Raw genomic sequence first — 16,840 nt, 5'->3', positions numbered from 1 at the left:
CCCCCCCCCCCCCCCCCCCGCCCGCACACGACACGACGCAACTCAGCTATTGCAATCCTGGAAAACCCTTCGTATAATGCGGCTCCCCGGGCGGTTAGTTCAGTTGGTTAGAATACTTGGTCGACATCCAAGGGGTCGCAGGTTCGAATCCTGCACCGCCCACCAAAGACACTTCAAATAGTCGCAGCGCCCTTCGCGGTGCTGCAGAGAAAAGGCGCAACAGTGCCTTTTCTGTGCTGGTCAGCTAGACCAGATTCCTTCGTCTCCACGCTACTGCGAAAAATGCGCAACAAGGGTTCACATACCCTCGATTATCTTGTTGCGTCAAGCCCTTCTGCGCGCTATACTAGCCGGCTTCGGTATGGATTGGTCCTTTTCGAATCCGTACTTTTTCCTAGTAGTTAAACAACCCCCGCCCAATCGTAGGTGGGAATGGAGAAAAAATGAGCCTGGGCCTTCTCGGTCGCAAGGTTGGCATGATGCGCATCTTCACGGATGACGGGGATTCGATCCCAGTTACCGTGCTCGACGTGTCGAACAACCGTGTCGCGCAAATCAAAACTCCTGAAACCGACGGCTATGCCGCAGTTCAGGTCGCATTCGGTCAACGTCGCGCTTCCCGCGTGACCAAGGCAGTTGCGGGTCACCACGCCAAAGCTGGTGTGGAAGCCGGTACGATGCTGAAGGAATTCCGCGTCGAAGCCGCCAAAGCCGCCGAACTCAAAACCGGCGACAACGTGAACGTCTCGCTGTTCGAAGTGGGCCAGAAAATCGACGTGCAAGGCACCTCGATCGGTAAGGGCTACGCCGGTACCATCAAGCGTCACAACTTCGCCTCGGGTCGTCAGACCCACGGTAACTCGCGTTCGCACAATGTTCCTGGCTCCATCGGTATGGCGCAGGATCCAGGCCGCGTGTTCCCGGGCAAGCGCATGACCGGTCACATGGGCGACGTCACCGTCACCACCCAGAACCTGGAAATCGCGCGTATCGACGCTGAGCGTCAACTGCTGCTGGTGAAGGGTGCCGTTCCTGGCGCCAAGAACGGCCAAGTGGTTGTCAAGCCGGCCGTCAAAGTCAAAGCCAAGAAGGGAGCTTAATTATGGAACTTCAGCTCCTGAATGAGCAAGGTCAAGCCGGCGCCGCTGTTGCAGCTACCGATGAAGTCTTCGGCCGCGAATACAACGAAGCCCTGATTCACCAGGTCGTGGTCGCCTACGCTGCTAACGCACGTAGCGGTAACCGCAAGCAAAAAGACCGTGAAGAAGTCAGCCACACCACCAAGAAGCCATGGCGCCAAAAAGGCACCGGCCGCGCTCGTGCTGGTATGTCGTCGTCGCCACTGTGGCGCGGCGGTGGTCGCATCTTCCCGAACTCGCCTGACGAGAACTTCACCCACAAAGTGAACAAGAAGATGTTCCGTGCAGGTATCTGCTCGATCTTCTCGCAGCTGGCCCGCGAAGGCCGCCTGGTCGTCATCGAGAACCTGTCGATCGAAGCACCGAAGACCAAGCTGCTGTCGCAAAAGCTGCAGGGCATGGGCCTCGAATCGGTCCTGGTGATCACCGACACCATCGAAGAAAACCTGCTGCTGGCCTCGCGTAACCTGCCGAACGTGCTGGTTGTCGAGCCGAAAGCCGCTGACCCGATGTCGCTGGTGTTCTACAAAAAAGTCCTGGTCACGAAAGCTGCTCTGGCCAAGATCGAGGAGATGTACGCATGAGCACCGCAATCAAATTCAGCGAAGAGCGCCTGATGAAGGTGCTGCTGGCTCCGGTCATTTCCGAGAAGGCTACCTTCATCGCGGAAAAGAACGAGCAGATCGTGTTCAAGGTCCTGCCTGACGCGACCAAGCCAGAAATCAAGGCTGCCGTCGAACTGCTGTTCAAAGTCGAAGTGGAATCGGTGCAGACCGTGAACCGCGAAGGCAAACAAAAGCGTTCGGGCCGTTTCAACGGTCGCCGCAACCACACCAAGCGCGCTTTCGTGTGCCTGAAGCCAGGCCAGGAAATCAATTTTGTCGAGGAGGCTAAATAATGGCACTCGTTAAGATGAAGCCAACCTCCCCAGGCCGCCGCGGCATGGTGAAAGTTGTGAACAGCGACCTGTACAAGGGCCGTCCGTTCGCAGCACTGGTTGAAAAGAAATCGAAGACTGCTGGCCGTAACAACAACGGTCACATCACCACCCGCCACATCGGCGGTGGCCACAAGCATCACTACCGTCTGGTCGACTTCAAGCGCCAGAAGGACGGCATTCCTGCCAAGGTCGAGCGTATCGAATACGACCCGAACCGTAGCGCGCACATTGCACTGCTGTGCTACGCCGACGGTCACCGTGCGTACATCATCGCCACCAAAGGCATGGCTGTCGGCGACAGCGTGATGAACGGTTCGGAAGCGCCGATCAAGTCGGGCAACTGCCTGCCGATCCGCAACATCCCGATCGGTACGATCATGCATTGCGTCGAAATGCTGCCAGGTAAGGGTGCCCAGATGGCCCGTACCGCCGGCGCCGGCGTGGTCCTGATGGCCCGTGAAGGCACCTACGCCCAGGTCCGCCTGCGCTCGGGTGAAGTCCGTCGCGTTCACATCGAATGCCGTGCAACCGTGGGTGAAGTCGGCAATGCCGAGCACAGCCTGCGCAAGATCGGTAAAGCTGGCGCGATGCGCTGGCGCGGTGTCCGTCCTACCGTTCGCGGTGTGGTCATGAACCCGGTCGATCACCCGCACGGTGGTGGTGAAGGTAAAACCGCAGCTGGTCGCCATCCGGTATCGCCATGGGGTCAACAGACCAAGGGCAAGAAGACGCGTTCGAACAAGCGCACTTCGTCGATGATCGTCTCGCGCCGCGGCAAGAAATAAGGATAAATCATGACTCGTTCATTGAAAAAAGGGCCGTTCGTTGACGCCCACCTGGTGAAAAAAGTCGAGACCGCGCAAGCGACCAAAGACAAGAAGCCAGTCAAAACCTGGTCGCGCCGCTCGACGATCACTCCTGACTTCATCGGTCTGACGATCGCTGTCCACAACGGCAAGCTGCACGTGCCGGTGTACGTCTCGGAGAACATGGTCGGCCACAAGCTCGGCGAGTTCGCGCTGACCCGTACGTTCAAGGGCCACGCCGCTGACAAGAAGGCGAAAAAATAATGGAAACTAAAGCTATCCTCAAAGGCGTGCGCCTGTCGGAACAAAAGGGCCGCCTGGTTGCGGACCTGATCCGCGGCAAGAAAGTTGACGCAGCACTCAACATTCTGCAGTTCAGCCCGAAAAAAGGCGCGACCATCATCAAGAAGGTTCTCGAGTCGGCAATCGCCAACGCGGAACACAACGATGGCGCCGATATCGACGAGCTGAAAGTCGTTCAGATCTACGTTGAAAAGGGCCCGATCCTGAAGCGCTTTACTGCACGTGCAAAAGGCCGCGGCGATCGCATTTCGAAACAATCCTGTCACGTCTACGTGACTGTCGGTAACTAAGGAGCAAACGATGGGTCAGAAAATCCACCCAACCGGCTTCCGCCTGGCGGTCACCCGTAACTGGGCATCGCGCTGGTACGCTGGCAACGGCAACTTCGCCGACATGCTGAAGGAAGACCTGGAAGCTCGCGCTTTCCTGAAAAAGAAGCTGAAGAACGCTTCGGTCGGCCGCATCGTCATCGAGCGTCCTGCCAAGAACGCGCGCTTCACCATCTACTCGTCGCGTCCTGGTGTCGTGATCGGTAAAAAAGGCGAAGACATCGAAGTGCTGAAGTCGTCGCTGACGAAGATCATGGGCGTGCCGGTGCACGTCAATATCGAAGAAATCCGCAAGCCGGAAATCGATTCGCAGCTGATCGCCGATTCGATCTCGCAGCAGCTGGAAAAGCGCATCATGTTCCGCCGCGCCATGAAGCGCGCAATGCAAAATGCAATGCGCCTGGGCGCCGTCGGCATCAAGATCATGTCGTCGGGCCGTCTGAACGGCATCGAAATCGCACGTACCGAATGGTACCGCGAAGGCCGTGTGCCTCTGCACACCCTGCGCGCCGATATCGACTACGGCACCAGCGAAGCGTCGACCACCTACGGCATCATCGGTGTCAAGGTCTGGGTCTACAAAGGCGACCGTTCGGTCACCGGCGAAGCCCCGGTCATCGACACCCCGCCGGACGAGAAGAAGCCACGCGGCCCACGTCGTGACGATGGCAAGCCATCGCGCGGCCCACGCCCGGCTGGCGGCGCCCGCCCAGGTAATGCAGCACCGACCGTGCGTGCTCGTCCAGCCGTCAAGCTGGCGACCCCGGCTGCTGCTGCACCAGCTGAGAAAGCAGGAGAATAAGCATGCTGCAACCATCGCGCAGGAAGTATCGTAAAGAGCAGAAAGGCCGTAACACCGGCATTTCGCACACCCGCGGCACCGCGGTCTCGTTCGGTGAATTCGGTCTGAAGGCAGTTGCCCGCGGCCGTATCACCGCGCGCCAGATCGAAGCGGCACGTCGCGCCATGACCCGTCACATCAAGCGTGGCGGTCGTATCTGGATCCGTATCTTCCCGGACAAGCCGATCTCGAACAAGCCGGCCGAAGTCCGTATGGGTAACGGTAAAGGTAATCCGGAATACTACGTCGCTGAAATCCAGCCAGGCAAAGTCCTGTACGAGATGGACGGCGTCGCAGAAGAACTGGCGCGCGAAGCATTCCGCCTGGCCGCTGCCAAACTGCCACTGGCTACCACGTTCGTCGTGCGCCAGGTCGGCCAATAACAGGAGTTGAATATGAAAGCATCGGAACTCCGCGGCAAGGACCAGGAAGCGCTGCAAAAGGAGCTGAATGAGCTGCTGAAGGCCCAATTCGGCCTGCGCATGCAAATCGCTACCCAGCAGCTGGGCAATACCGCGCAGCTCAAGAAAGTACGTCGCGACATCGCGCGTGTGAAGACTGTGATGAACTCGAAGGAAGCCAAATGAACGACACCACTAAAACGGCGCTGAAGCGTACGCTGGTCGGCAAAGTCGTGTCCGACAAAATGGACAAGACCGTCACCGTGCTGATCGAGCGTCACGTGAAGCACCCGCTGTACGGCAAGATCATCGTGCGTTCGAACAAGTATCACGCGCACGACGAAACCAACCAGGCCAAGACCGGCGACACGGTCGAGATCTCGGAAGGTCGCCCGATCTCGAAGACGAAAGCTTGGACTGTTACCCGTGTTGTGCAGGTTGCACAGGTACTGTAAGCAGTAAAAATTAGTCTTGCGTGGCCCGCTGGTATCTGAGATACTAGCGGGCTTCGTTCATGTGTTGCCGCAGTTTGTCCCCCTCGGTAACTGCGGCCTGTTCGAAGTTTATTGGAAAGTCCAATCACCCAATCGTATTGCTCCAGCAGGGGCGGTGCGGCGGGACCAAGACTGACCGCAGGCCTACGGTTCGCCGTGGGGTTTCTTCGGCTTAAGTTGGGAAAGAAAATACTATGATTCAAACTGAAAGCCGGCTCGAAGTAGCCGACAACACCGGTGCAAAAGAAGTTTTGTGCATCAAGGTGTTGGGCGGCTCCAAGCGCCGTTATGCGAGCATTGGCGACATCATCAAGGTAACCGTCAAGGTTGCTGCGCCACGTGGCCGTGTCAAAAAAGGTGAAATTTATAACGCTGTGGTTGTGCGTACCGCTAAAGGTGTGCGCCGCCAAGACGGCTCCCTGGTGAAGTTCGACGGCAATGCCGCAGTACTGCTGAACGCCAAGCTGGAACCGATCGGCACCCGTATCTTCGGACCAGTGACGCGCGAGCTGCGCACTGAAAAGTTCATGAAGATCGTGTCCCTGGCACCTGAAGTACTGTAAGGAGTCGCAATGGATAAGATTCGTAAAAACGACGAAGTCATCGTTTTGGCCGGTAAAGACAAAGGCAAGCGTGGCGTGGTTTCGCGTCGCGTCGACGCCGAGCACGTCATCGTCGATGGCGTGAACATCGCCAAGAAGGCCGTCAAGCCGAACCCGATGACCGGCGTCCAAGGTGGTATCGTCGACAAGGCGATGCCGATTCACGTCTCCAACGTCGCGCTGTTCAACGCCGCGACCGGCAAGGCTGACCGCGTAGGCTTCAAAGACCAGGACGGTAAAAAAGTCCGCGTCTTCAAGTCTTCCGGCGAAGAAGTGAAGGTGTAAGAACATGGCCCGTCTCCAACAATTCTACAAAGACAAAGTCGTCGCTGACCTGACCGAGAAATTCGGCTACAAGTCGGTGATGGAAGTGCCGCGCCTGACCAAGATCACCCTGAACATGGGTGTTGGTGAAGCGATCGCCGACAAGAAAGTGCTCGAGCACGCTGTCAGCGACCTGACCAAGATCGCCGGCCAGAAGCCAGTGACCACCAAGTCGCGCAAGGCAATCGCAGGTTTCAAGATCCGCGAAGGCTACCCGATCGGTACCATGGTTACCCTGCGTGGCAACCGCATGTACGAGTTCCTGGATCGTTTCATCACCGTGGCCCTGCCGCGCGTGCGTGACTTCCGTGGCGTGAACGGCAAATCGTTCGATGGTCGTGGCAACTACAACATCGGTGTCAAGGAACAGATCATCTTCCCTGAAATCGATTACGACAAGATCGACGCGCTGCGTGGCATGAACATCTCGATCACCACCACCGCTAAGACCGACGACGAAGCCAAAGCGCTGCTCGCCGCCTTCAAATTCCCGTTCAGGAACTAAGAGCATGGCAAAACTTGCACTGATTAACCGCGAACAGAAGCGTGCAGACCTGGTGGAGAAATTCGCCGCAAAGCGTGCAGCTCTGAAAGCGATCATCGACGACCAGTCGAAGACCGAAGAAGAACGTTACGAAGCGCGCCTGAAATTGCAGGCACTGCCACGTAATTCGGCGCCGACCCGCCAGCGTAACCGCTGCGCCATGACCGGCCGCCCACGTGGCACCTTCCGTAAGTTCGGCCTCGCCCGTACCAAAATCCGCGAATTCGCCATGAAGGGCGAAATTCCGGGTATGACCAAAGCCAGCTGGTAATAGGAGAATAAGCAATGAGTATGAGCGATCCTATCGCCGATATGCTGACCCGCATTCGCAACGCACAAACTGTCCAAAAGACCACGGTCGCAATGCCGTCGTCGAAAGTCAAGGTTGCCATTGCCAACGTCCTGAAGGACGAGGGTTACATTGAGGATTTCGCCGTGTCCACCGAAGGTGGCAAGTCGGAACTGAAAATCGGTTTGAAGTATTACACCGGCCGTCCGGTCATCGAGCGCATCGAGCGCGTTTCCCGTCCTGGCCTGCGTGTCTACAAAGGCAAGGACGAGATCCCGACCGTCATGAACGGCCTGGGCGTGGCGATTGTGTCGACCCCGCAAGGCGTGATGACTGACCGCAAAGCCCGCGCCACTGGCGTCGGCGGCGAAGTTATCTGCTACGTAGCTTAAGGAGTAGACGATGTCTCGAGTAGCTAAGATGCCAATCGCTGTCCCAGCTGGCGCCGAAGTGGCGATCACTGCAGCAGCGATCACGGTCAAAGGCCCACTGGGCACCCTGACCCAGCCGCTGAACGGCCTGGTCAAGGTAGAAAACAACAACGGCACGCTGACGTTCGACGTGGTGGACGATTCGCGTGAATCGAACGCCATGTCGGGCACCCTGCGCGCCCTGGTCAACAACATGGTTACCGGCGTCACCAAGGGCTTCGAGAAGAAGCTGAACCTGGTGGGCGTGGGCTACAAGGCAGCGCTGCAGGGCAATGCCCTGAACCTGTCGCTGGGCTTCTCGCACCCGGTGCTGCACGTGATGCCGGAAGGCGTCACCGCGGTCACCCCGACCCCGACCGAGATCCTGATCAAGGGTATCGATCGTCAAAAGGTCGGCCAGGTTGCCGCTGAAGTGCGCGCTTACCGCTCGCCTGAGCCTTACAAAGGCAAGGGTGTCCGTTATTCGGACGAAGTGGTGAAGCTTAAAGAAACCAAGAAGAAATAATCGGAGCTGACATGGACAAGAAACAATCGCGTCTGCGTCGCGGACGCCAAACCCGCATCAAGATCGCGCAACTGGGCGTGAACCGTCTGTCGGTTCACCGCACCAACCTGCACATCTATGCGAACCTGATCAGCCCGGATGCGAAGGTCCTGGTTTCGGCTTCGTCGCTGGAAGCAGAAGTGCGCGCTGAACTCGGCGGCAAGACTGGCGCCGGCGGCAACGCTGCCGCCGCTGCCCTGGTTGGCAAGCGCGTCGCAGAAAAAGCACTGAAAGCAGGGATCACCGAAGTCGCATTCGACCGTTCGGGTTTCCGTTACCACGGCCGTGTGAAGGCGCTGGCAGATGCCGCGCGTGAAGCCGGTCTGAAGTTCTAAGGAAGAATCGTCATGGCAAAAATGCAAGCGAAAATGGCAAGCGACAAGCCGGATGATGGCATGCGCGAAAAAATGATCGCGATCAACCGCGTCACCAAAGTGGTGAAGGGTGGTCGTATCATGGGTTTTGCAGCGCTGACCGTTGTCGGTGACGGCGATGGCCGCATCGGCATGGGCAAAGGCAAGTCGAAGGAAGTTCCAGTCGGCGTGCAAAAAGCGATGGAAGAAGCCCGCCGCAACCTGATCAAGGTGCCCCTCAAGAACGGTACGCTGCACCACACCGTCACCGGTCGTCACGGCGCCTCGCGCGTCCTGATGGCACCGGCCAAGCCGGGTACCGGCGTGATCGCTGGTGGCGCAATGCGCGCTATCTTCGAGGTGATGGGCGTGACCGACGTGGTCGCCAAGTCGACCGGTTCGTCGAACCCGTACAACCTGGTGCGCGCTACCCTCGACGGTCTGTCGAAGATGAGCACCGCGTCCGACATCGCCGCCAAGCGTGGCAAGTCGGTCGAAGACATCCTGGGCTAAGGTGAAGACAATGGCAAACACCATCAAAGTACAACTGGTCAAGGGCCTGATCGGCACCCGTCAGGATCACCGCGCTACCGTGCGTGGACTGGGTCTGCGCCGCGTCAACTCGGTTTCCGAGTTGCAGGACACCCCGTCGGTTCGCGGCATGATCAACAAAGTCTCGTACCTCGTTAAAGTAGTCGGGTAAGCCTTCGGGCTTACCTAACGGAGAAAACAATGGAATTGAATACCATTCAACCAGCTGACGGCGCCAAGCACTACAAGCGTCGCGTCGGCCGCGGTATCGGCTCCGGCCTGGGCAAGACCGCCGGTCGCGGTCACAAAGGTCAGAAATCGCGTTCGGGCGGCTTCCACAAAGTCGGCTTCGAAGGCGGCCAGATGCCTCTGCAGCGTCGTCTGCCGAAGCGCGGCTTCAAGTCGCTCAACGCTACCTTCAAGGCTGAAGTCCGTCTGTCGGACCTGAACAACCTGGCGGTCGGCGAAGTCGACATCCTGGTGCTGAAGCAGGCAGGCATCCTGTCGGTGGTGGCACGCGACGTGCGCGTCATCCTGTCGGGCGAGATCACCAAAGCGGTGAACCTCAAGGGCCTGAAAGCGACCGCGGGCGCGAAAGCGGCTATCGAAGCAGCTGGCGGTTCGGTCGCGTAAAGCGATCGCTGCCTGATCGGAGCAAAAATTGGCGACTAATTCACAACTTGGTAAAAGCGCCGCCGCCGGATTCCCCTGGGGCCGGCTGTGGTTTTTGCTTGGCGCATTGGTCGTGTACCGCATCGGTGCTCATATCCCGGTCCCCGGGATTGATCCGGTCGCGCTGGCGTCGCTGTTCAAGGAAAACTCGAACGGCATCCTGGGCATGTTCAACATGTTCTCGGGTGGCGCGCTGTCCCGCTTTACCGTGTTCGCACTCGGGATCATGCCCTACATTTCGGCTTCGATCATCATGCAGCTGGGGTCGATCGTCTCGCCGCAGCTGGAAGCGCTGAAGAAGGAAGGCGAAGCAGGGCGCCGCAAGATCACCCAGTACACCCGTTACTTCACGGTGGCACTGGCTCTGTTCCAGGCGTTCGGCATCGCCGTCGCGCTCGAGGCCCAGCCGGGTCTCGTGCTCGAACCGGGCATGGCCTTCCGCTTCGTCACGGTCGTGACCCTCTTGACCGGTACCATGTTCCTCATGTGGCTGGGCGAGCAGATCACCGAACGTGGCCTGGGCAACGGCATTTCGATCATCATTTTCGCCGGTATCGCAGCCGGTCTGCCGTCGGCACTGGGTGGTTTGTTCACCCTGGTCTCGAACGGTTCGATCAGCAGTATCGCCGCGATCATTATCGTGCTCCTGGTGGTTGCGGTTACGTATGCAGTCGTGTTCGTTGAACGCGGTCAGCGCAAGATCCTCGTGAATTACGCCAAGCGCCAGGTCGGCAACAAGGTGTACGGTGGCCAAACCAGCCACCTGCCCCTGAAGCTGAACATGGCCGGCGTGATCCCGCCGATCTTCGCGTCCTCGATCATCCTGTTCCCGGCGACGATCGTCGACTGGTACACGCGGGGCAAGGACTCCAGCGGCCCGTTCATCGGGTTCCTGAAAGACCTGGCGGCCTCGCTGACGACCGGTGAGCCGATCCACGCGTTGCTGTATGCGGTGGCGATTGTGTTCTTCTGCTTCTTCTACACCGCGCTGGTATTCAACAGCAAGGAAACGGCGGACAACTTGAAGAAGAGCGGCGCGTTTGTTCCGGGCATCCGTCCGGGCGAGCAGACCGCACGCTACATCGACAAGATCCTGATGCGCCTGACCCTGGCCGGTGCGGTCTATATCACCCTCGTGTGCCTGGTGCCGGAGTTCCTGCAGTCGTTCTGGAAAGTTCCTTTCTATTTCGGCGGCACGTCGCTCCTGATTATCGTGGTCGTGACCATGGACTTCATGGCACAAGTGCAGAACTACGTCATGTCGCAGCAATATGAATCGCTGCTGCGCAAGGCTAACTTCAAGGGCGGAATCCCGTCGCGTTAAGCGGTAGGAGGAATGGACCGAATGGCAAAAGACGACGTCATCCAAATGCAGGGCGAGATTCTCGAGAATCTCCCAAATGCGACATTTCGGGTAAAGCTGGAAAACGGGCATGTGGTCCTGGGGCATATCTCGGGTAAAATGCGGATGAACTATATCCGCATCCTCCCGGGTGACAAGGTAACGGTCGAACTCACGCCGTACGACTTGTCCCGGGCGCGCATCGTATTCCGCACCAAGTAAAAAATATTAAGTAAACTCACCAGAGAGAGTACAAAATGAAAGTTAATGCTTCAGTCAAGCGGATCTGCCGCAACTGCAAGATCATCAAGCGCAAGGGCGTGGTCCGCGTGATCTGCGTCGAGCCGCGTCACAAGCAGCGTCAAGGTTAAGAGGAATAACGAATGGCACGTATTGCAGGGGTTAACATCCCAAATCATCAGCACACTGTTATCGGCCTGACGGCGATCTACGGTGTTGGCCGTCCACGTTCGCAGAAAATCTGCGACGCGACTGGTATCGCGACCAACAAGAAGGTCAAGGACCTGGACGACAACGAACTCGAGAAGCTGCGTGACGAAGTCGCGAAGTTTGTCGTGGAAGGCGACCTGCGCCGCGAACTGTCCATGAACATCAAGCGTCTGATGGATCTGGGTTGCTACCGCGGCATGCGTCACCGTAAGGGTCTGCCAGTGCGCGGTCAGCGTACCCGCACCAATGCACGTACCCGCAAAGGTCCGCGCAAGGCCGCTCAATCGCTGAAGAAATAATCTAGGAACCGACCATGGCTAAGCAACAAAGCAGCGCAGCAGCAGCTCGCGTCCGCAAGAAAGTCAAGAAGAACGTGGCTGAGGGCATCGCCCACGTCCACGCTTCGTTCAACAACACCATCATCACGATCACCGATCGCCAGGGCAACGCCCTGTCGTGGGCGACGTCGGGTGGCGCTGGCTTCAAGGGTTCGCGTAAATCGACCCCGTTCGCGGCACAGGTCGCTGCTGAAGCAGCCGGCAAGGTCGCTCAAGAAAGCGGCGTGAAGAACCTGGAAGTGCGCATCAAGGGCCCAGGCCCAGGCCGCGAATCGGCTGTGCGTGCACTGAACAACCTGGGCATCAAGATCACCGAGATCCAGGACGTTACCCCAGTTCCGCACAACGGCTGCCGTCCTCCAAAGCGTCGTCGTATCTAATACGGCGGGGCAGGCCGGGTTCCCCGGCCTCTCTTCTGTTGCGGATCGGCGTCGTTGAAGACGCGTCGTTTCAAATATGCCGGTGCAGGTGCCCGATTTCGGGTATACTGCCCGGCTATTCTCGCCTCGGACTCCTGTCCGGGGCGTTCTTTCAGCCACGTCCGCTCAACAATGGGTCGGACTAGCGCCTGCCGCATCGCTCGCGATGCCTCCGGGGCGTGATTAATACATCAAAGGATTCAACGTGGCACGTTATATCGGACCAAAAGCAAAACTGTCGCGCCGTGAAGGCACTGACCTGTTCCTGAAGAGCGCACGCCGCTCGCTCGATTCGAAGTGCAAACTGGACATCAAGCCAGGCCAGCACGGCGTCAAGTCGGGTGCCCGTACTTCGGACTACGGCAACCAGCTGCGCGAAAAGCAAAAAGTCAAGCGCATGTACGGCATCCTGGAACGCCAGTTCCGCCGCTACTTCGCAGAAGCGTCGCGCAAAAAAGGCAACACCGGCGAAACCCTGCTGAAGCTGCTGGAATCGCGCCTGGACAACGTCACCTACCGCATGGGCTTCGGCTCGACCCGCGCTGAAGCGCGTCAGCTGGTGAGCCACAAAGCGTTCACCGTCAACGGTAACGTCGTGAACATCGCTTCGTACGCTGTCAAGACCGGCGACGTCATCGCCGTTCGCGAAAAAGCCAAGAAGCAAGTGCGTATTGTCGAAGCCCTGTCGCTGGCCGAACAAGTCGGCATGCCGAGCTGGGTCTCGGTCGACAGCAAGAAGATGGAAGGCACCTTCCGTTCGTTCCCAGAGCGTAACGAAATCGCTGCCGACGTCAACGAAGCGCTGATCGTCGAACTGTACTCGCGTTAATCGCCAGACAGGTATTGCGCCCGCTCCTTTATCCGAGCGGGCGTTGCAGTTTCTAGAATTCACCACCTGCCATCAGCCTTATCGGTGTAACGAGCCGAGGGTATTGAAGAGGACATTTCATGCAAAATAGTTTGTTGAAGCCACGTATCATCGACGTCGAAGCCCTGGGCGCCGGTCACGCAAAAGTCGTGATGGAGCCGTTCGAACGTGGTTATGGCCACACGCTGGGTAACGCGCTGCGCCGCGTCCTGCTGTCGTCGATGATCGGCTACGCGCCGACAGAAGTCACCATCGCCGGCGTCGTGCACGAGTATTCGTCGCTCGACGGCGTGCAGGAAGACGTCGTCGACCTGCTGCTGAACCTGAAGGGTGTCGTGTTCAAGGTGCACAACCGTGACTCCGTGACCCTGACCCTGAAAAAGGAAGGCGAAGGCGCCGTGCTGGCATCGGACATCGATCTGCCGCATGACGTGGAACTGATCAACCCGGATCACGTGATCGCTCACCTGACCGCCGGTGGCAAGCTGGACATGCAGATCAAGGTCGAAAAAGGCCGTGGTTACGTGCCAGGTAACGTCCGTCGCCTGTCGGAAGACACCAACAAGACGATCGGCCGCATCATCCTGGACGCATCGTTCTCGCCAGTGCGCCGCGTGTCGTACGCCGTCGAATCGGCGCGCGTCGAGCAGCGTACCGACCTGGACAAGCTGATCATCAACATCGAGACCAACGGCGTCATCACCCCGGAAGAAGCGATCCGCCAGTCGGCACGCGTCCTGGTTGACCAGCTGAACGTCTTCGCCGCGCTGGAAGGCACGGAAGCGGCTGCCGAAGCACCATCGCGTGCTCCGCTGGTCGATCCGATCCTGCTGCGTCCGGTCGACGACCTGGAACTCACGGTCCGTTCGGCAAACTGCCTGAAGGCCGAGAACATCTACTACATCGGCGACCTGATCCAGCGTTCGGAAAACGAACTCCTCAAGACGCCAAACCTGGGCCGCAAGTCGCTCAACGAAATCAAGGAAGTCCTGGCTTCGCGCGGTTTGACCCTGGGCATGAAGCTGGAAAACTGGCCTCCTGCTGGTCTGGAAAAGTAATAAGCAGTACCTGTCCGGACAAGGTTGTCCGGATAGCCTTAACCCCTAATAACCGGTCCGCGGTCATGCTCCGGCATGAACGATCGAAGAACTGGATTTCATACACTCGAAAGGAAGTACCATGCGTCACCGTCACGGCCTCCGTAAGCTGAACCGTACCTCGTCCCACCGTCTCGCCATGCTGCGCAACATGACCGTCTCGCTGCTGCGTCATGAAGCCATCAAGACCACCGTGCCAAAAGCCAAGGAACTGCGTCGCGTCATCGAACCGATCCTAACCCTGGGCAAGACCGACACGCTGGCCAACAAGCGCCTGGCATTCGCCCGCCTGCGCGACCGCGAAATGGTGCAGAAGCTGTTCGCCGAACTCGGCCCACGTTACGCCAACCGCAACGGCGGCTACCTGCGCATCCTGAAAATGGGTTTCCGCGTGGGCGACAATGCGCCAATGGCCTACGTCGAACTGCTGGACCGTCCGGAAGTCACCTCGGCTGAAGAAGCACCAACCGCCGAGTAATCGCGTCAAGCGAATGAAAAAACCAGGCCTCGTGCCTGGTTTTTTTTCGCCTGCACGGTCCGCGCCGCGCGATCGCGGCGGCGGATTGTGCCTGTTACCCATCGGTAGGCAGTCCGGTGTACCATTCCTGCGCTGTCGTCATCCAAAGGAAGTCATGTCCCTGTTCCGTCTCCGTTCAATCCGCGCGCCGCTGTTCGCTGCGTTGTCGCTGCTGTTTATTGTTTTTGCCTTGCTGGCCACGCCAGGCCGCGCACAGGATTTCCTCGATCCTGCCGTCGCCTTCAAGTTCTCCGCACGCATGGACGGCGAACGCACCGCGGTCGTCACCTACGACATCGCGCCCGGCTACTACATGTACCGCGAGCGCTTCGCCTTCACGGCACGCGGCGCCACGCTCGGTGCGCCGCAGATCCCGGCGGGCAAGGTGAAGTTCGACGAGACCTTCGGCAAGGAAGTCGAGACCTACCATGGTTCGGTGACGATTCGCATTCCCGTCGACGGCAGCGGACAATTTACCCTGAACGCCACCAGCCAGGGCTGCGCCGATGCCGGCCTGTGCTATCCGCCGCAGGAACACAATATACAGCTGACGGCAGCGGGTGGCGCAGCGCCGCAGGCGAGCATTCCCCGCGGCGCGAACGGCAGTACGCCGCCGCCGCTGTCCTCGGCGCCGCAAGGCGAGGGCGGTGCGGCTGCGCGCCTCGGCTTGCCGGTCGAGCGTGCGCAGGCGGTCGATACGCCAGCCCAGGCAGCGGCCCAGCCGCAATCCGCGGCGGGCACACCGGCGACAAGCGACATGCTGCGCGCTGCCAATCCTGCACCATCGGCCGCCGCTGCCGGCCCTGCGCCGTCAGGCGCCATCGCCAATTCTGCGTCGTCGAGCGCCGCCGCCCCATCCGACCTGTCCGCCATCGACTCCGTGCTGCAGGGCGGCCGCCTGCTTGCCATCGTCCCGGCCTTTATCCTGCTCGGCCTGGGCCTGGCCTTTACCCCCTGCGTACTGCCGATGGTGCCGATCCTGTCCTCGATCATCGTGGGCGAGGGCGGCAAGGCGAAGCGCTCGCGCGGCCTGGTGCTGTCGATTACCTATTCGCTCGGCATGGCCATCGTCTACACGGCGCTGGGCGTGGCGGCCGGCCTGATCGGCGAGGGGCTGGCGGCGGCGCTGCAGAATCCCTGGGTGCTGGGCGCGTTTGCCCAGCTGATCGTGGCGATGGCGATGTCGATGTTCGGCTTCTACGAACTGCAGGTGCCGGCTTCGCTGCAGACCAGGCTGAGCGGCGTGTCGAACCGCCAGGCCTCGGGCAAGCTGGCCGGCGTGTTCGCGATGGGCGCGATCTCGGCCCTGATCGTCGGCCCCTGCGTGGCGGCGCCGCTGGCCGGCGCCCTGGTCTACATCAGCCAGACGCGCGACGTGCTGGTCGGCGGCGCGGCCCTGTTCTCGATGGCGGTCGGCATGAGCATTCCGCTGCTGCTGGTGGGTGTCTCGGCCGGCTCGCTGCTGCCGAAGGCGGGCGCCTGGATGGACTCCGTCAAACGCTTCTTCGGCGTGCTGATGCTGGCCATGGCCCTGTGGCTGGTGTCGCCGGTGCTGCCGGCGAGCGTGCAGATGATCTTGTGGGCGGCGCTGCTGCTCGGCTATGGCAGCTACCTGCTGCGCCGGCGCGGGCACTGGGCGGCGCTGGCCTTTGGCGCTGCGTTCGGCATCCTGGGGGCGATGCAGCTGGCCGGCGTGGCCAGCGGGGGGCGTGATCCGCTGGCGCCGTTGGCGCACCTGACGGGCACGCAGAAGCAGCCGCTGCACTTCCAGCGCGTGAAGACGGTGGTTGAGCTGGATGCGGCGCTCGCCAACTTGGGCGGCAAGACGGCCATGCTCGATTTTTATGCCGACTGGTGCGTGTCGTGCAAGGAGATGGAGAAGCTGACCTTTGTCGATCCGCAGGTGCAGGCCAGATTGGCGAATACCGTGCTGCTGCAGGTGGATGTGACGGCGAACGATGCGGATGACAAGGCGATGCTGAAACGGTTTGGGCTGTTTGGGCCGCCGGGGATCATCTTCTTCGACGCCGGCGGCAAGGAGATCGCGGGCAGCCGGGTGATTGGGTATCAGAATGCGAGCAAGTTCCTGATGTCGCTGGAGAGGCTGGATTGAGGGGCTGCTGACGTGTTGCAGCGCGGCTTGCATGCGTTGTACCGCGTGGGCACGCGTGCCTAGCGCGGCCCGGCCCACCCTACGAAAACAGCGCCTTAGCAGCATTGACGAAAAAAGGGATGCCGAGGCATCCCTTTTCGTTTGGCTGGACAG

29 protein-coding genes and 1 tRNA gene are annotated in these 16,840 nt (G+C 59.6%); all 30 read left to right on the top strand.

Going from position 1 to position 16,840, the window contains the following annotated elements; genetic code table 11:
• The first annotated feature begins 88 nt into the window (after positions 1-88).
• Positions 89-165 (top strand) — tRNA-Val (locus tag QWL29_RS21810).
• Positions 166-443: 278 nt separating this feature from the next.
• Entirely contained in the window at positions 444-1,100 is a 657-nt protein-coding gene (rplC, locus tag QWL29_RS21805; protein WP_305824960.1) for a 50S ribosomal protein L3, read from the top strand.
• A 2-nt stretch (positions 1,101-1,102) separates the two neighbouring features.
• Positions 1,103-1,723 (top strand): 50S ribosomal protein L4, encoded by a 621-nt coding sequence (gene rplD / locus QWL29_RS21800; protein ID WP_229437772.1) that lies wholly within the window; start codon positions 1,103-1,105, stop codon positions 1,721-1,723.
• A complete protein-coding gene (gene rplW / locus QWL29_RS21795) occupies positions 1,720-2,037 on the top strand; it encodes a 50S ribosomal protein L23 (RefSeq protein ID WP_229437771.1) in 318 nt (105 codons plus the stop codon). Before rplD ends, rplW begins: the two co-directional genes overlap by 4 nt.
• Positions 2,037-2,864, top strand: coding sequence for a 50S ribosomal protein L2 (gene rplB / locus QWL29_RS21790; protein ID WP_305824959.1), 828 nt, complete (start codon positions 2,037-2,039; stop codon positions 2,862-2,864). The genes rplW and rplB overlap by 1 nt, the downstream gene beginning before the upstream one ends.
• A gap of 9 nt (positions 2,865-2,873) precedes the next feature.
• Positions 2,874-3,149, top strand: a complete 276-nt coding sequence (gene rpsS / locus QWL29_RS21785) for a 30S ribosomal protein S19 (protein ID WP_229437769.1) — start codon at positions 2,874-2,876, stop codon at positions 3,147-3,149.
• Positions 3,146-3,478 (top strand): 50S ribosomal protein L22, encoded by a 333-nt coding sequence (gene rplV, locus QWL29_RS21780; protein WP_170976705.1) that lies wholly within the window; start codon positions 3,146-3,148, stop codon positions 3,476-3,478. The genes rpsS and rplV overlap by 4 nt, the downstream gene beginning before the upstream one ends.
• 10 nt (positions 3,479-3,488) lie before the next feature.
• Entirely contained in the window at positions 3,489-4,319 is an 831-nt protein-coding gene (rpsC, locus tag QWL29_RS21775; protein ID WP_305824958.1) for a 30S ribosomal protein S3, read from the top strand.
• A gap of 2 nt (positions 4,320-4,321) precedes the next feature.
• Positions 4,322-4,741 carry a 50S ribosomal protein L16 gene (gene rplP / locus QWL29_RS21770; RefSeq protein ID WP_005663456.1) on the top strand — a complete coding sequence of 140 codons (420 nt, stop codon included), beginning with the start codon at positions 4,322-4,324 and terminating at the stop codon, positions 4,739-4,741.
• Positions 4,742-4,753: 12 nt separating this feature from the next.
• A complete protein-coding gene (gene rpmC / locus QWL29_RS21765; protein WP_027867254.1) occupies positions 4,754-4,945 on the top strand; it encodes a 50S ribosomal protein L29 in 192 nt (63 codons plus the stop codon).
• Complete coding sequence (gene rpsQ / locus QWL29_RS21760; protein ID WP_229437767.1) at positions 4,942-5,214, top strand: 30S ribosomal protein S17; 273 nt, start codon at positions 4,942-4,944, stop codon at positions 5,212-5,214. The genes rpmC and rpsQ overlap by 4 nt, the downstream gene beginning before the upstream one ends.
• Positions 5,215-5,447: 233 nt before the next feature.
• On the top strand, positions 5,448-5,816 hold the full coding sequence (gene rplN, locus QWL29_RS21755; RefSeq protein WP_005663451.1) for a 50S ribosomal protein L14: 369 nt from the start codon (positions 5,448-5,450) through the stop codon (positions 5,814-5,816).
• 9 nt (positions 5,817-5,825) lie between these two features.
• Complete coding sequence (gene rplX, locus QWL29_RS21750) at positions 5,826-6,140, top strand: 50S ribosomal protein L24 (protein WP_305824957.1); 315 nt, start codon at positions 5,826-5,828, stop codon at positions 6,138-6,140.
• 4 nt (positions 6,141-6,144) lie between these two features.
• A complete protein-coding gene (gene rplE / locus QWL29_RS21745) occupies positions 6,145-6,684 on the top strand; it encodes a 50S ribosomal protein L5 (RefSeq protein WP_229437766.1) in 540 nt (179 codons plus the stop codon).
• Between the two features lie 4 nt (positions 6,685-6,688).
• Entirely contained in the window at positions 6,689-6,994 is a 306-nt protein-coding gene (rpsN, locus tag QWL29_RS21740) for a 30S ribosomal protein S14 (RefSeq protein ID WP_141835681.1), read from the top strand.
• A 14-nt stretch (positions 6,995-7,008) separates the two neighbouring features.
• Positions 7,009-7,404, top strand: coding sequence for a 30S ribosomal protein S8 (gene rpsH, locus QWL29_RS21735; protein WP_192056827.1), 396 nt, complete (start codon positions 7,009-7,011; stop codon positions 7,402-7,404).
• A 10-nt stretch (positions 7,405-7,414) separates the two neighbouring features.
• Positions 7,415-7,948: a 50S ribosomal protein L6 gene (rplF, locus tag QWL29_RS21730; protein WP_305824956.1), complete on the top strand. Its 534-nt coding sequence runs from the start codon at positions 7,415-7,417 to the stop codon at positions 7,946-7,948.
• 11 nt (positions 7,949-7,959) lie between these two features.
• Positions 7,960-8,322: a 50S ribosomal protein L18 gene (gene rplR, locus QWL29_RS21725; protein WP_305824955.1), complete on the top strand. Its 363-nt coding sequence runs from the start codon at positions 7,960-7,962 to the stop codon at positions 8,320-8,322.
• A 12-nt stretch (positions 8,323-8,334) separates the two neighbouring features.
• Positions 8,335-8,853: a 30S ribosomal protein S5 gene (rpsE, locus tag QWL29_RS21720; RefSeq protein WP_305824954.1), complete on the top strand. Its 519-nt coding sequence runs from the start codon at positions 8,335-8,337 to the stop codon at positions 8,851-8,853.
• A 10-nt stretch (positions 8,854-8,863) separates the two neighbouring features.
• Positions 8,864-9,043: a 50S ribosomal protein L30 gene (gene rpmD, locus QWL29_RS21715; RefSeq protein WP_056337609.1), complete on the top strand. Its 180-nt coding sequence runs from the start codon at positions 8,864-8,866 to the stop codon at positions 9,041-9,043.
• Positions 9,044-9,072: 29 nt separating this feature from the next.
• Positions 9,073-9,504, top strand: a complete 432-nt coding sequence (rplO, locus tag QWL29_RS21710; RefSeq protein ID WP_305824953.1) for a 50S ribosomal protein L15 — start codon at positions 9,073-9,075, stop codon at positions 9,502-9,504.
• 28 nt (positions 9,505-9,532) lie between these two features.
• Positions 9,533-10,867, top strand: coding sequence for a preprotein translocase subunit SecY (gene secY, locus QWL29_RS21705; protein ID WP_305824952.1), 1,335 nt, complete (start codon positions 9,533-9,535; stop codon positions 10,865-10,867).
• Between the two features lie 21 nt (positions 10,868-10,888).
• Positions 10,889-11,107: a translation initiation factor IF-1 gene (infA, locus tag QWL29_RS21700; RefSeq protein ID WP_005663428.1), complete on the top strand. Its 219-nt coding sequence runs from the start codon at positions 10,889-10,891 to the stop codon at positions 11,105-11,107.
• A 35-nt stretch (positions 11,108-11,142) separates the two neighbouring features.
• Positions 11,143-11,256: a 50S ribosomal protein L36 gene (gene rpmJ, locus QWL29_RS21695; protein ID WP_005663407.1), complete on the top strand. Its 114-nt coding sequence runs from the start codon at positions 11,143-11,145 to the stop codon at positions 11,254-11,256.
• Positions 11,257-11,268: 12 nt separating this feature from the next.
• Complete coding sequence (gene rpsM, locus QWL29_RS21690; RefSeq protein ID WP_056337616.1) at positions 11,269-11,634, top strand: 30S ribosomal protein S13; 366 nt, start codon at positions 11,269-11,271, stop codon at positions 11,632-11,634.
• 14 nt (positions 11,635-11,648) lie between these two features.
• A complete protein-coding gene (gene rpsK, locus QWL29_RS21685; RefSeq protein ID WP_005663404.1) occupies positions 11,649-12,053 on the top strand; it encodes a 30S ribosomal protein S11 in 405 nt (134 codons plus the stop codon).
• Positions 12,054-12,297: 244 nt separating this feature from the next.
• Positions 12,298-12,921, top strand: coding sequence for a 30S ribosomal protein S4 (rpsD, locus tag QWL29_RS21680; protein ID WP_305824951.1), 624 nt, complete (start codon positions 12,298-12,300; stop codon positions 12,919-12,921).
• Positions 12,922-13,040: 119 nt separating this feature from the next.
• Positions 13,041-14,018 carry a DNA-directed RNA polymerase subunit alpha gene (locus QWL29_RS21675; protein WP_026354946.1) on the top strand — a complete coding sequence of 326 codons (978 nt, stop codon included), beginning with the start codon at positions 13,041-13,043 and terminating at the stop codon, positions 14,016-14,018.
• 121 nt (positions 14,019-14,139) lie between these two features.
• Positions 14,140-14,535 (top strand): 50S ribosomal protein L17, encoded by a 396-nt coding sequence (gene rplQ / locus QWL29_RS21670; protein ID WP_005663400.1) that lies wholly within the window; start codon positions 14,140-14,142, stop codon positions 14,533-14,535.
• A gap of 154 nt (positions 14,536-14,689) precedes the next feature.
• Positions 14,690-16,687 (top strand): protein-disulfide reductase DsbD, encoded by a 1,998-nt coding sequence (gene dsbD / locus QWL29_RS21665; RefSeq protein ID WP_305824950.1) that lies wholly within the window; start codon positions 14,690-14,692, stop codon positions 16,685-16,687.
• Positions 16,688-16,840: the final 153 nt, after the last annotated feature.

The sequence above is a fragment of the Massilia brevitalea genome, from assembly GCF_030711405.1.
Lineage (GTDB): Bacteria > Pseudomonadota > Gammaproteobacteria > Burkholderiales > Burkholderiaceae_D > Telluria > Telluria brevitalea.
The sequence above is the reverse complement of the archived record's forward strand: the minus strand, read 5'-3'. Positions and strand labels throughout refer to the sequence as shown.